Source organism: Micromonospora aridisoli, assembly GCF_056150025.1.
In genome coordinates this window covers 84,631-98,368 of record NZ_JAXCFK010000005.1, presented here as the reverse complement: position 1 = coordinate 98,368, position 13,738 = coordinate 84,631, and the positions used below count along the sequence as shown (strand labels likewise).

Here is a 13,738-nt window from a genome sequence, read left to right as displayed (position 1 = left end):
GCCGAGACGCGGCCCGGTGACGACCGGCAGGGCCGGGCCTCGTGGCGCGTCCCGCACCGTCGACGGTGTCGCCGCGAGGTCCCGGCACGCCCCGACGGCTATCGGGTGAACGACACCCCGGTCGGCTCACCGGCGGCCAGCTGCCGCACCGTCGCACCGTACGGGCTGCGTATCCGCAGCCGCTGCGGGACCGCCGAGACCAGCCGGACGCGTACCGAGCCCGGCCGCCAGGCCAGCTCCTCGACGGTGACCCGCCCGGGGCAGCGCACCCCGCGCAGCGTTCCGCGCGGCAGTGCGGGCAGCGGCGCCGGCAGCAACCGCAGCCGGCCGGGCCGCCCCTGCACCAGCGACTCGATCAGCACCGCCGGCAGGGTGTGGGCGGCGTCGGCGTTGTAGGTGACCCGACCCGGGTTGTGCGCGCTCATCAGCGACCGGAAGAACATGTCGTTGCCGACGATCTTGAGAAGGTTCGCCTCGACCAGTGGACCGTCGTACAGCCGGGCGGCCGCCAACGCCCGGTGCAGGCTGCCGTGCGCGGACAGGTTCTCGTCGCCCCGGCGGCGCAGCGCCCGGTGCGCGGCCCGGGCCAGCTCCGGGGTGTCCTCCGGGTTGATCTCGTCCAGCGGCCACACCGGATACAGATGGCTGACGTGGCGGTGGTTCTCGTCGCCCTCGTATCCGGGCCAGGCCCACTCCGTCAACGCCCCGTCGGCGTCGACCCGGTACGCCGGCAGCCGCGCCGCCAGCCGCGCCCACCGCCGCTCGCCGGTCAGCACGGCGGCCACCGCGAACGCGTGCCGCGCCGCCGCGATGTCCATGGTGGCGTTGACCGCCACGTGCACCGCTCTGCCCGTCGCGTCCAGCGGCCCGGTCTCCGCCGAGTACGACGGCACGAACCCCCACGTCGTGTCGCCTCCGGTGGTGGTCAGCACGTCGGCGAAGAACTCGGCCACCTCCACCAACCAACCCGCCACCTCGCCCAGCGGCGCGCCGGTCACCAGATGCCGCTCGTAGAGCGGGAACAGCAGCCAGTGCGCGCCGGGCAGCCACGCCGCGAACGGCCAGTCCGGATGCAGGTGGAACAGGTGTCCGTGCTCGCCGTCGGTGCGGCTGGGCGCCAGCAGGCCACGCGCCCCGTAGATGACCCGGGCGTTGCGTCGCCAGTGCTCCACCTGCGCGCGTACCAGCCGCGCGTGCGCCTCGACCACCTCCGGCAGGGCGGCGATGTTGGCCGAGGCGAGCTGAAGGTTCAGGTTGGCGTCGGTGGTGAAGTCACCGGCCCAGGCGGCGTCCCACGAACCCGCCCACAGCCCGGTCAACCGGGGCGGCAGCACCCCACTGGCGCTCAGCAGCAGGTACCGTCCGGCGTGGAACAGCCGCTCCAGCAGGACCGGATCCAGGGTCCGCGGGTCGGCGGCCTGCCGGGCCAGCAGCTCACCGACGGGCAACGCCCGCTGCGCGTCCGGCACCTGCAGGTCCAGCTCGACCCGCCGGTACGCCGGTGTGTGCCGGGCCGTGTGCCGGGCGAGCAGGTCGCCGTAGCGGGCGTCGCGGTGACCGGTCAACCGGCGGACCAGCGACCCGGTGCGCCAGCGGGCCTGCGGGCGGTCGAGCACCGTCAACAGCAGAGCGGGGCCGTCGACGCGCACCCCGTCCCCGTCGACCTCGACCGCGCCGCGGAGCAGGGTCAGCCCTTCGAAGCCGTACGCGGCACCGGCGGTCGGGTAGCGACCCCGGACCCGCAGGAAGACCAGCCCGTCGCGGCGGTACGCCGACACCGCGTAACGCAGCGCGGCGGGCCGGCCGGGCAGGTCCCCGGTCGCCCCGACGCGGCAGGCGCCCATGTCCAGCCAGGTGACGACCATCCGGTCGGTACGCGAGACGAACGAGCGGCGGCTCCCGCCGGCCCACCGCACGACGACCTCGCCGGTGTCGAAGTCGGTGTACCGACGGTAGTCGTCCACCGGTCCGCCGGCCGCCTCGACGGTGAGCGCGAAGCCGGGATGGAACGACTGCGTCCACCGCAACACCCCGTCACCGGCCAGCAGCCGACCGGCCTCGGCCCGCCGGTCGGCGAGGACCAGCCGCCGGATCCGGGGCAGCATGGCCGCCAACTGCGGCGCACGCGCGTCGTGGGTGCCGTTGGGCAGCACGAACCGGTGGTGGTTGACCACGATCCGTTCGGCGTACGGGTCGCCGTGCACCATGATCCCGTACTCGCCGTTGCCGGCGAGGAACGCGTCTGCCCAGCCGAGCGCCGGTGCGGTGTCCCAGATCCGGTGCGCCGGTCCGGTCACCGGGCCGCCGTCCGGCCGTCGTACGCCGGGTCGGCCGGCGCGACGGCGGCGGTGCTGTCCCGCACGGTCAGCCGGGGTTCCAGCAGCGTCACCTGCGGTACGGCCTCGTCACGCAGCTTGCGCATCAGCAGCGACACGGCCTGCCGGCCGATCTCCTCCGCCGGCACCGGCACCGAGGTCAGCCGTGGGCTGGCGTGCTCGGCGAACTGGTCGGGGCAGACCGCCACCACCGACACGTCGTGCGGCACCCGCCGGCCCAGGGCGGCCAGCGCCGCCTGCACCGGCCCCACCGCCGCCTCGTTCTGCACCACCAGCCCGGACAGCTGCGGCTGCCGGGCGAACAACTCGACCACCCGGGCGTGCACCTCGGCGGCGTTCTCCTCACAGGGCAGCGTCACCGCCTCGACGCCGTGGCGGGTCGCCGCCTCGACGACGCCGGCGCGGGTGCGGTGGGCGAAGCCGGTGCCCCGGTCGTAGACGGCGGCCGGGGCACCGAGCAGCGCTATCCGCTGGTGGCCGAGCCCCGCCAGGTGTTCCACGCAGACCTGCCCGGCCCGGTGGAAGTCCAGGTCCACACAGGTCAGGCCGGCGGTGTCGGCGGGCAGCCCGATCAGCACACTGGGTCGGCCGAGCTGCCGCAGCAGCGGCACCCGCACGTCGTGCAGTTCCACGTCCATCACCAGCACCCCGTCGACCAGGGCGCCGGCCGCGATGCGGTGCAACCCCTGCGGGCCCTCGTCGGAGGTCAGCAGCAGCACGTCGTGGTCGTGGCGGCGGGCGGAGGTCACCACCGCCGTGGCGAACTGCATCACCACCGGCACCTGGATGCCCGAGCGCAGCGGCAGCACCAGCGCGATCACGTTGGCGCGCCGGCTGGCCAGGGCCCGCGCCCCGGCGTTCGGGTGGTAGCCGAGCAGCCGCACGCTGGCCAGCACCCGGTTGCGGGTCACCTCGGAGATGGCGCGTTTGCCGCTGAGCACGTACGACACGGTGCTCACCGCGACACCGGCGTGCCGGGCCACGTCGGCGATGGTGGGCTGACCGGACGGCGTCCGGCCCCGCCCGCTCACCGGACCCCGCTCGCGGCGTGCGGCCGGGTCGGCCGACCGAACGGTTCACCGCGTACGGCCACGGCGTCGACCAGCCGCACGTCGGTCGCGGACCGCCCCACCAGCACGGTGTGGGTGGCGTCCTCCACCACGTGCGCGCCCCGCTCGGCGTCCCACCAGCACAGCTCGGCGGTGCGCAGGCGCAGTGTGACGGTACGCCGCTCGCCCGGTGACAGGACGATCCGGGCGAAGTCGCGCAGTTGGCGCAGCGGCTGCTTGACCCGGGAGCGGCGCTGCCGGGTGTAGAGCTGCACCACCTCCACACCGGTGCGGCCGCTGGTGTTGGTGACGTCCACGCTCACCTCGACCTCCTCGCCGGCGCTCACCGATGTGGCGCTCAGCCGCAGGTCACGGTAGTCGTAGTCGGCGTAGGAGAGGCCGTGCCCGAACGGGTACAACGGCTCGCCCCGGTAGTACAGGTAGGTGGAGTCCGAGCCGATCACGTCGTAGTCGAGCAGGTCGGGCAGCTCGGCGGCGTCGGCGTACCAGGTCTGGGTGAGCCGGCCGCCGGGATCGGCGTCGCCGAGCAGCACGTCGGCCAGGGCGTGGCCGTGTTCCTGCCCGCCGTGCGCCGACCAGAGCACCGCCGGCAGGTGTTCCTGCGCCCACCCCAGCGCGTACGGGTAGCTGCTGGTGACCACCAGCACGGTGCGCGGGTTGGCGGCGTGCACGGCGCGCAGCAGCGCCTCCTGCCGGGCCGGCAGGGCCAGGTCGAGGCGGTCCTCGGTCTCCCGCCCGTTGACCATCGGATGGTTGCCCAACGTCACCACCGCCACGTCGGCGGCGGCGGCCAGCTCGGCGGCGCGCGCCGCACCGTCGACGATCACCTCGATGCCGAAGGGGGTGCCGGCTTGCCGGCCGTCGCCGTCGACCCGCAGCCGGCCCTCGTCGTCGACGGTGACGTAGCGGTCGGTGGCCAGGTGGCGCAGCAGCACCGTGCCGCCGGGCAGCGGATCGAACTGGAAGGTCTCCCGGACCACCCAGCCGCCGGGGCCGCAGCGGTCGTTGACCAGGTAGCCGTCGTCGTCGGCGCCGACGTGCCGGCCGTTGCCGGCGGCGCGCAACGCCACCGCGTCCCGACCCCAGTCGAACACGTCGAACCCGGCGGCGTCGGCGCCGACGGTCAGCGGGCCACCCTCGGCCGCGTCGGGGCAACCAACGTGACGGTCACCCACCCGCAACGCGATCCGGTCGGCGCCCGGATGGGTGGTGACGGCCGCCAGCCGCTGCGCCAGCCCCTGGTGGACGCTGACCGCGTAGGGGAGGGTGCCGCTGTACCAGTCGGTGTGCACGGCGTCGGCGAGCGGGCCGAGCACGGCGATCCGCAGGCCGGTCGTCAGCGGCAGCAGCCCGCGGTTGCGCAGCAGCACCACCGACTGCCGGGCGGCCTCCCGGGCCAGCTCCCGGTGCGCCGGGCAGTCGATGACCTCCGGACCGGTCGCGGCGTACGGGTCCGTGTGCGGCGGATCGAGGTCGCCCAGGCGCAGTCGGACGGTGAGCACCCGCCGGACCGCCCGGTCCACGTCCGACACGGTGATGAGGCCACGGTCCAGGGCCTCGGTCAGGTACCGCCGGGTCGGGGAGCTGTCGGCGTCGTCCTCGGTGAAGCTGTCGATGCCGGCGCGCAGCGCCGCGGCGAAGCCGCTGACGTGGTCGGGCAGGTGCCCCTGCACGCCGGCGATGTTGCTCACCGCACCGGCGTCGCCGACGACCAGCACCTCGCCGGGCGCCCACCGGCGCAGTTCACTGTCGATCAGCGGGCTCAGGTGGGCCGGGACCCCGTCGACCAGGTTGTACGCGGCCATCGCGGCGACGGCCGCGCCCACGGCGAGGGGGGCGCGGAACGCCGGCAGTTCGTACTCGTGCAGGACCCGGGGCGGCAGGTCGCTGGAGGTGGTGGCCCGGTCGGTCTCGTTGTTGTAGCCGAGGAAGTGCTTGACGGTGGGTGCGGTACGCAGCCGTTCGGGATGCCCACCGCGCAGGCCCTCGGCGTAGGCGGTGGCGAGCCGGCCGGTCAGCCACGGGTCCTCCGACCAGCCCTCCTCGTTGCGTCCCCAGCGCGGGTCGCGCAGCGGGTTGACCACCGGCGCCCACACGTTGAGGCCGACCCGCTGCGGGTCGGCCTGGTGCTTGGCGCGCACCTCGTCGCCGACGGCCTCGCCGACGGCGCGCACCAGGTCCGGGTTCCAGCTGCTGGCCAGGCCGATGGCCTGGGGAAATACGGTCGCCGGGCCGAGCCAGGCGACGCCGTGCAGCGCCTCGGTGCCGGTGCGGAAGCCGGGCAGGCCGAGCCGGGGCACGGGGGCCTGCCACTGGTGCAGCAGCCCGATCTTCTCCGGCAGGGTCAGCCGGGCCAGCAGGTCGTCGACCCGGTCCCGGGGCGGGGGCGTGGTGCGGTCGGTCATGGTGGATCGCCTTCCAGTGCCCGGCACGCCGGAGGTCGAAGCGCTTCGACGGCGGATGGCCGAGCGGCATCGCAGGTCATGGTGGGATGACGGTCGTCGGCCCGGACGCTGGCGAAGCGCTTCGACAAACCGTGGAAAGCAAGCCGCCCCGGGTGCCCGTACGGAGCGGCTCGCTTCGAGGTTGGCACCCGCGGCGGGTCGGGTCAAGACTCCGACCGGCCGAGTGGGCATCGACCGCGGACGTTGCCCGTCGGGGCGGCCGCCCGACGGTGGCGGATCAGCGGGCCGGCAACCGTCCGGCCTCGACGGTGGCCAGGGCGGCGGTGGCGCCGCCGAGCGCGGCGGCGGTGTCCAGGACGGAGGCCTCCAGGCGACACCCGCCCGCGCCCGGGGCGTGCGTGCGTGCGGCCAGCTCGGAGCGGGCCGCCGGCAGCAACCAGGGGGCCAGGGTGGCGAAGTGGTCGCCGAGCACGACCGTCTCGGGGTTGAGCAGGTCGGCCAGGACGGCGACACCGCGCCCGAGGTGCCGGCCAATCTCGGCCAGCCCGCTGCACACGCCGGGGTCCCCCTGCCGGGCGAGCGCCACGATCCGGGTCAGTTCCGGCAGGTGGTCGACGACCGGACCGTCGGCCTCGGCGTCAGGCAACAGCCGGCGCACCACGGCGGGCAGGCCGACCAGGGCGGTCAGACAGCCACGGTTGCCGCAGGGACAGGGCGGCCCGGCCGGGTCCAGCGTGAGGTGCCCGATCTCGCCAGCGAAGCCGCGCCCGCCGCGCAGCAGTCGTCCGGCCGCGATGATGCCGGCGGCGACGGTGAGCCCGCCGGTGAGGTGCACCAGGTCGGTGCCGCCCGCGTACGCGCCGTGCCGCTGCTCGGCGAGGGCGGCGAGGTTGGCGACGCTGTCGACCCCGACGGTGAACTCCGGTTCCCGCAGGGCGGCGCGCAGCTCGGCGGCGACCGGCACGTCCCGCCAACCGAGGGCGTCGGCCAGCGGCACCGCGCCGGAGGGGTCGACCAGTCCGGGGACGCCGAGGGTGAGGCCCAGCACGGTGCGGCCCTGGGCGGTGACCCGGGCGACCGCCCGTCGGGCGAGTGCGGCCACGGCGCGCAGCGTCTCGGTAGGGGAGACGGTGGTCGCGGCGAAGGCCCGCCGCCAGGTGAGCAGCCGGTTGCCGCCGAGGTCGATGGCGACGGCCACCAGTTCGTCGACGCCGATCTGCAGGCCCAGGGCGGCGTACGGCTCACCGTCGAGCACCAGCATGGTGGCCGGTCGGCCGACCCGGTTCTCGGTCAGCCCGGTCTCGCGGACCAGCCGCTGGTCGATCAGCTCGGTCACCAGACTGGAGACGGTGGCCTTGTTCAGGCCGGTCCGCGCGGCGATGTCGGCCCGGGAGCAGGGGGCGTGCAGACGTACGTGCCGCAGCACCACCGCCCGGTTGGCGACGCGTACGTCACCGAGATCGGTCGGCTGCGGTTCGTTGTGGATGCTGATCACGATCTGCCCGCTCCCTGCGCCGGTGTCGCGGCGCGCGTCCATCATCGCGTACCGCGCTGGCGGGACCGACCAGGCCGCCCGCCTGTCTTGTGGGACGGATTACCGTCGATTAGTTTGTTCGGCTAGAACCCCAACTAATCCTAGCCCGAGCCTCCTGCTCCGCAAACCATTACCGACAACGAAGGGAGTGCGCCGTGAAGCCTTCCCTGCCGAGCGCATCCACCGACCGCCGGACCATGCTGCGGCTGCTCGGCCTCGGCGCAGCCGCGACCGTGAGCGGCGGCGCCCTGGCCGGTTGCAGCAAGGAAGCCGGGAGCCAGGGCAGCGCCACCAACGCCGACGCCATCAAGGCGGTGCTGCCCACCTACCAGCGGGCTGAGCTGCTCAAGCCGGACATCCCCGGCGAGGGCCCGATCCCGGACGGCTACCTCAGCTACCCGCGCGAGCTGGTCGACGCGGTCACCGAGCAGCCCGGCCGGGGTGGCCCGCCGATCCAGACGATGAGCCCGTGGTGGGGCCCGACCCCGCCGCCGCTGGGCCGCAACTCCTACCTGAGCGCGGTGAACGGCAAGCTCGGCGTGGAGGTCAACCCGAGCCTGCAGGACGGCCTCACCTACGCCGACAAACTCAACGCCATGCTCGGTGCCCGCGACGTGCCGGAGCTGCTGTCCGCGCCGAACTGGGAGGTGGACAAGGTCGCCCGGTTCTCCGACGCGGTCAAGGCGTTGTTCACCGACCTGACCGACCACCTCCAGGGCGACAACGCGGCGAAGTACCCGTACCTGGCCGCGCTGCCCAGCGGCGCCTGGGAGTACTCGGTCTGGGGCGGACGGCTCTACGCCGTGCCGTTCCCCACCGACGGCCCGTTCGCGTGGGCCATGTTCTACCGCAAGGATCTGCTCGGCGCCGCCGGACTGGCCGCCCCCACCAGCCCCGACGAGCTGTACGAGTTCGGCAAGAAGGCCACCGACCCGGCCAAGGGCGTGTGGGCCTTCGGCAGTGTCTTCGAGATGATCCAGCAGTACTTCGGCTGCCACCAGACCTGGCGCAAGAAGCCCGACGGCGGCCTGCAGCACAAGTTCGAGGACCCGGCGTTCGAGGCGGCGCTGGCGTTCACCGCCCGGCTGTTCGCCGAGGGCCTGGTGCACCCGGACACGGTGGCCAGCAAGGGCGCCGACGAGAAGCAGCTGTTCAACTCCGGCAAGATCCTGATGTACCGTGACGGCCTCGGTGCCTGGCAGGGCATGCAGAGCGAACGGGTCAAGGAACTGCCCACCTTCGACATGCAGCCGCTGCCGGTCTTCGGCGCGCAGGGCGCCCAACCGGTCATCTGGGGCAGCGAGAAGCCGATCTTCTACACCTTCCTCAGGAAGGACCTGCCCACCGAGCGGGTCGACGAGTTGCTGCGGGTGCTCAACTGGTGTGCCGCGCCGTTCGGCAGCCGGGAGTTCGAACTGCGCGAGTACGGCGTGGAGGGACAGCACTTCACCCGGGGCACGGACGGTACGCCGACGCTGACCGAGCGGGGACGTACCGAGTTGGGCGCGCAGTACACCCACATCGGCGGTCGGGTGCCGGTCAAGGTGCGCAGCGGCGACACCCCCAACTACGTGCAGGACTACATCGGGTACTACCGCAACCACATCGGCCAGATGGAGCAGGACCTGTTCGCCGGGATCAAGCTGGAACTGCCGGCGAACTGGTCGAAGATCATCCAGCCGACCGACGACAAGATCCGCGACATCCTGCGCGGTCGTCGCCCGGTCAGCGACCTGGCTCAGGTACGCAAGGAGTTCCTCGACACCGGTGGCGAGGAGGGCCGCGCGTTCCACGAGAAGGCGCTCGCCGACAACGGCCGATGAGCAGGCAGGTGAGCGTGCCGCCGACCGGCGGCGGGGTGCGGCCGTGAGCGCCCCCGGCACCGTCGACACGCGACCACCCGCCGGGCGTACGCCGTCACCGCGGCGTCCCCGGCGGGGCCGGCGGCGCAGCCTGAAGGTGCGGCTGCGCCGCGACTGGCCGCTGCTGGCGATGGCCGCGCCGGCGGCGGCGCTGCTGCTGGTCTTCCACTACCTGCCGACCCTGGGCAACATCATCGCCTTTCAGGACTACAACCCGTTCGTCGGCGACGACCCGCTGGAGGCGTTCCTCAACAGCGAATGGATCGGGTTCGGCAACTTCGAGGCCCTGTTCCGCGACCCGCTGTTCTGGGACGCGGTGCGCAACACGCTCAGCATCACCGCCTTCCAACTGGTGTTCTTCTTCCCGCTACCGATCCTGCTGGCGCTCATCCTCAACAGCGTCGTCTCCGGGCGGCTGCGCGGCTTCGTGCAGAGCGTGGTCTACCTGCCGCACTTCTTCAGTTGGGTGCTGGTGGTGACGTTCTTCGTGCAGATGTTCGGCGGGGCCGGGCTGCTGGCCCAGGAGATGCGCCAGGCCGGCCTCGAGCCCTGGGAGATCATGACCAACCCGGACACGTTCATCGTGCTGGTCACCGCGGAGGCGGTGTGGAAGGACCTCGGCTGGGGAGCCATCGTCTTCCTGGCCGCCCTGTCGGCGATCGACCAGAACCTGTACGAGGCGGCGGCCGCCGACGGCGCCGGCCGGTGGCGACGGCTGTGGCACATCACCCTGCCGGGCCTGCGTCCGGTGATCGTGCTGCTGCTCATCATGCGGCTCGGCGACGCGCTCTCGGTCGGCTTCGAGCAGTTCATCCTGCAACGTGAGGCGGTCGGCCGGGAGGCCGCCGAGGTGCTCGACACCTTCGTCTACTACCAGGCGATCAGCACCCAGCAGTGGGGGCTCGGGGCCGCGGCGGGCCTGTTCAAGGCGGCGGTCGGGTTGGCGCTGATCCTCACCGCCAACAAGATCGCGCATCGGCTCGGTGAGCAGGGGGTGTACTCCAAGTCATGACCGCACAGCTCAGCGGTGCCGGGCCGGTGCCCGCGGCACCGACCACGGCGGGACCGCCCCCGTCACCACCCCGGCGACGCCACCCCGGTCGTCCGGTGTGGGCGGGGCGCCCCTCGACGTCCCTGACCATCGGCAAGGGGGTCGTGCTCACCCTGCTGGTCGCGGCGGTGCTGGTGCCGCTCTGGGCGGTGCTGGTCACCAGCCTCGCCTCCCGCGGCACCATCGACGACGCGGGCGGCATGGTGATGATTCCCCGGGAGATCGACCCGTCGGCGTACATCACCATCTTCAGCGGCGGAGACGTCACCCGGGCGGTGTGGATCAGCACCCTGGTCACCGTGCTGGGTACCACGGTCAGCCTGGTGCTCACCGTGCTGGCCGCGTACGGACTGTCCCGGCCCGGCTCGGTGGCCCACCGTGGGCTGCTGTTCTACTTCCTGCTGACGTTCCTGATCTTCCCGGGACTGGTGCCGAGCTACCTGGTGGTCACCGGTCTCGGGCTCAAGGACAGCCTCTGGTCGCTGATCCTGCCCAGTGCGATCAGCGTGTTCAACCTGGTGGTGATCCGCGCGTTCTTCATGAACGTGCCGGCGGAACTGCTCGACAGCGCCCGCATCGACGGCGCCGGTGAACTGCGCATCCTGACCCGGATCGTGCTGCCGCTGTCCAAGGCGGTGATCGCCGTGGTCGGGCTCTTCTACGCGGTCGGCTACTGGAACGTGTACTTCAACGCGGTGCTCTACATCGACTCCAACGACAAGTTCCCGATCCAGCGGGTGTTGCAGAGCTACATCCTGGCCGGGCAGTCGCCGAACGTCTCCGGCGCGGCAGTGAACCTGCCCGGCGTGACCGCGTACCCGCCGACGCTCGCGGTCAAGATGGCGGTGGTGGTGGTGACGGTCATTCCGGCGGTGATCATCTACCCGTTCGTGCAGCGGCACTTCACCAAGGGCGTGATCACCGGTGCGGTGAAGGGCTGACCCGGCAGGGTACGGGCGGCCCCGTCCCACGCGGCGCCCGACTCCGTCCAGTCGAGGCGCCGCGTGGGACGGTCAACCCCGCGCGGGACAGAGTCCCGCGAAGGGCACGACGGTCACCGCCGCACCGTTGAGCAGTGACCGGGCCGGTCGGTCGGCGTCGCCGACCCCCGCGAGAGCCAGCTGCCCCACCAGCAGCGGCCCCCGGGTCCGGATCCGCAACTCGTCGCCGTCGCGGACCGCCGCGATGAACGTGTCGCCGTCCACGTCGTGCACGACCGTCTCGCCGTCCACCGCGCCCCAACTGACCAGGGTGACGTTGCGGAACGGTCCGTCGCCCACGGTGGCCTCGGGCGCGACCAGCGGCAGCAGCGCGCCCCGGCGCACGTACAACGGTATCCGGTCCAGCGGCACCCGCACCCGCAGATGCCGGCCGCCCGGATGCAGCTCACCGGTGGCGGCGTCGAACCAGTCGTCGCCGACGGGCAGGTAGACGTCACGCTCGCCGGACGGATCGACGACCGGCGCGACCAGCAGGTCCGTTCCGAGGCGGTACTGCAGGTCGGTGGTCCAGGCCGTCGGGTCGTGCGGGGTGTCGACCAGCAGGGCCCGCATCATCGGTACGCCGGTGCGGGCCGAGCGCACCGCCGCTGACCACAGGTACGGCATCAGCCGGTAGCGCAGCCGCAGCGCGGCCACCGCGAGTGCTTCCGCCTCGGCCGGGAACTCCCAGGGCAGCCTGCTGGTGGTGCCGTGCAGGCGGACCAGCGGCGACAGCGCCCCGAACTGCGACCAGCGCACGTAGAGGTCGGGCTCGGGGGTGCCGTGGAAGCCACCGGTGTCGTGGCTCCAGAACGGCACCCCGGACAACCCGTGCGACAGCCCGCCGCGCAGCGTGCTGGCCAACGCCGGCCAGGTGGCGTTGACGTCGCCGCTCCACTGTGCGCTGTGCCGCTGCCCGCCCAGGTACGACGAGCGCGCCCACACCGCCCGGTGACCGGCCACCTCCTCGGTGACACCGGCGACCACGTCGTTGAACAGCAGTGCGTACACGTTGTGCAGGTCGACGCCGCTCATCCCGTTGTGGGCCACCGCGTCGGCGGGCACTCCCTCGGCGAAGTCGGTCTTGAACACCGCCACGCCCTGCCGCAGCAGGGGCCGCAGCAGCCCGGTGAACCAGTCAACCGCCTCGGGGTTGGTCAGGTCCACGATGGCCGAGGTCGGGTAGCTGCCGTGCCACACGTCGGCGACGTACGTGCTGCCGTCCGGGCGGCGCAGGAAGTACCCGGCGGCCTCGGCCTCGGCATAGAGCGGACTGGCCGTCATCACGTACGGGTTCATCCACAGGCAGACCCGGAACCCCTGCTCGGCCAGGGTCCGCAGCATCCCGGCCGGGTCGGGGAACGCCTCGGTGTCCCACCGCAGGTCCGACCAGTTGCCGGCGACCTGCCAGTAGCAGTCCAGGTGCAGCACGTCGCAGGGGATGTCCCGCTCGCGCAGACGCCGGGCCCGCTCCAGCACCCTGTCCTGGCTGTCCGGGTAGAAGCCCGAGGAGACCCAGGTGCCGAAGGTCCAGCGCGGCGGCAGGTACGGCCGCCCGGTCAGCCGGTGCAGGCGGTCCAGAACCTCGACGGGGCGCGGCCCGGCCAGCACGTAGTAGTCGAGCAGGTCGTCGGGGACCAGGATCTGCACCGCGCTGTGGGTGGACTGGCAGACGTCGAACTGCACCGGCGTCCCGCTGTCGACCAGGATCCCGTAGCCGCGACTGGACAGGTAGAACGGGACGTTCTTGTGCGACCGGTCGGACTCGCTGCCGAAGGCGTCGAAGTTCCACATCAGCGCCCGCTGGCCACGCTTGTCCAACGGGGTGAACTTCTCCCCGAAACCGACGAAGCGCTCGTCGCCGGGGGCGACGAAACTCTCGTGCCAGGCGACGCGGACCCCGTCGGTGGTGGAGTGCCCGAACGGGAGGGTGCGCCGCCGGCCGCTGATGTCGACGGTGCCGGGATCCTGCTCCAGCAGCAGTGAACCGTCGGGGCGTAGGAACCGGATGTGCCACGGGTCGAGCCGGATCTCGGCGATCACCGCGCCGGCGTCGACCCGTACGTGCCGGTCGTCGGCGGTGACGGTGGCCGGGTGGGTCCGGGGGTGCACCAACGGCATCACCCGGGCCGATCGGCTGCGGGCCTGCGGGTCCTCGGCCAGGCGCACCCGGATCATCCCGTCGCCGGCCGCGTCGACCCGCACCACGGCGGTCACCCCGTCGGCCAGCACCGCCTTGACGGTCGCCCCGTACGCGTCGGTGCCGGCGACCTCGGCCCGGCTCACCACGGCCGGACCTGCCTCACCGGGGGCGCGCACCGGCAGGTCGGGCGGGTCGGCGACGAAGGTCTCGTAGGGCACCAACGGCGGGCGGTACGGCATCAGCTCTCCTCGACGGCGTTAGCGGCGGTGCCGACAGTTTCTTTAACTACCCAACAAACTGTCAACGAGGATCTTCAATCACACCGGTGGCGGGGCCGTTGACATGTGCGACGATGAT

8 protein-coding genes are annotated in these 13,738 nt (G+C 72.8%); 3 read left to right on the top strand and 5 right to left on the bottom strand.

Features of this window, described 5'->3' with window-relative positions; genetic code table 11:
- Positions 1-98: 98 nt before the first annotated feature.
- From SM447_RS12455 to SM447_RS12440, 4 genes are all read right to left on the bottom strand, one after another.
- The gene (locus tag SM447_RS12455; protein ID WP_474572913.1) at positions 99-2,297 is read right to left on the bottom strand and encodes a glycosyl hydrolase family 95 catalytic domain-containing protein; all 2,199 of its coding nucleotides are present in this window, start codon (positions 2,295-2,297) and stop codon (positions 99-101) included.
- Entirely contained in the window at positions 2,294-3,367 is a 1,074-nt protein-coding gene (locus SM447_RS12450; protein ID WP_474572912.1) for a LacI family DNA-binding transcriptional regulator, read from the bottom strand. The genes SM447_RS12455 and SM447_RS12450 overlap by 4 nt, the downstream gene beginning before the upstream one ends.
- The gene (locus tag SM447_RS12445) at positions 3,364-5,811 is read right to left on the bottom strand and encodes a glycoside hydrolase family 3 C-terminal domain-containing protein (protein WP_474572911.1); all 2,448 of its coding nucleotides are present in this window, start codon (positions 5,809-5,811) and stop codon (positions 3,364-3,366) included. Before SM447_RS12445 ends, SM447_RS12450 begins: the two co-directional genes overlap by 4 nt.
- 277 nt (positions 5,812-6,088) lie before the next feature.
- Positions 6,089-7,306 (bottom strand): ROK family transcriptional regulator, encoded by a 1,218-nt coding sequence (locus tag SM447_RS12440; RefSeq protein ID WP_474572910.1) that lies wholly within the window; start codon positions 7,304-7,306, stop codon positions 6,089-6,091.
- A gap of 194 nt (positions 7,307-7,500) precedes the next feature.
- On the opposite strand from SM447_RS12440, the gene SM447_RS12435 reads away from it, so the two are divergent.
- The 3 genes from SM447_RS12435 to SM447_RS12425 are packed head-to-tail and all read left to right on the top strand — an operon-like array spanning position 7,501 to position 11,199.
- Positions 7,501-9,168, top strand: coding sequence for an extracellular solute-binding protein (locus tag SM447_RS12435; RefSeq protein ID WP_474572909.1), 1,668 nt, complete (start codon positions 7,501-7,503; stop codon positions 9,166-9,168).
- A 43-nt stretch (positions 9,169-9,211) separates the two neighbouring features.
- The gene (locus tag SM447_RS12430; RefSeq protein WP_474572908.1) at positions 9,212-10,219 is read left to right on the top strand and encodes an ABC transporter permease; all 1,008 of its coding nucleotides are present in this window, start codon (positions 9,212-9,214) and stop codon (positions 10,217-10,219) included.
- On the top strand, positions 10,216-11,199 hold the full coding sequence (locus tag SM447_RS12425) for a carbohydrate ABC transporter permease (protein WP_474572907.1): 984 nt from the start codon (positions 10,216-10,218) through the stop codon (positions 11,197-11,199). Before SM447_RS12430 ends, SM447_RS12425 begins: the two co-directional genes overlap by 4 nt.
- A gap of 72 nt (positions 11,200-11,271) precedes the next feature.
- On the opposite strand, the gene SM447_RS12420 is transcribed toward SM447_RS12425, so the two are convergent.
- Positions 11,272-13,620, bottom strand: a complete 2,349-nt coding sequence (locus SM447_RS12420; protein ID WP_474572906.1) for a TIM-barrel domain-containing protein — start codon at positions 13,618-13,620, stop codon at positions 11,272-11,274.
- Between the last annotated feature and the right edge of the window lie 118 nt (positions 13,621-13,738).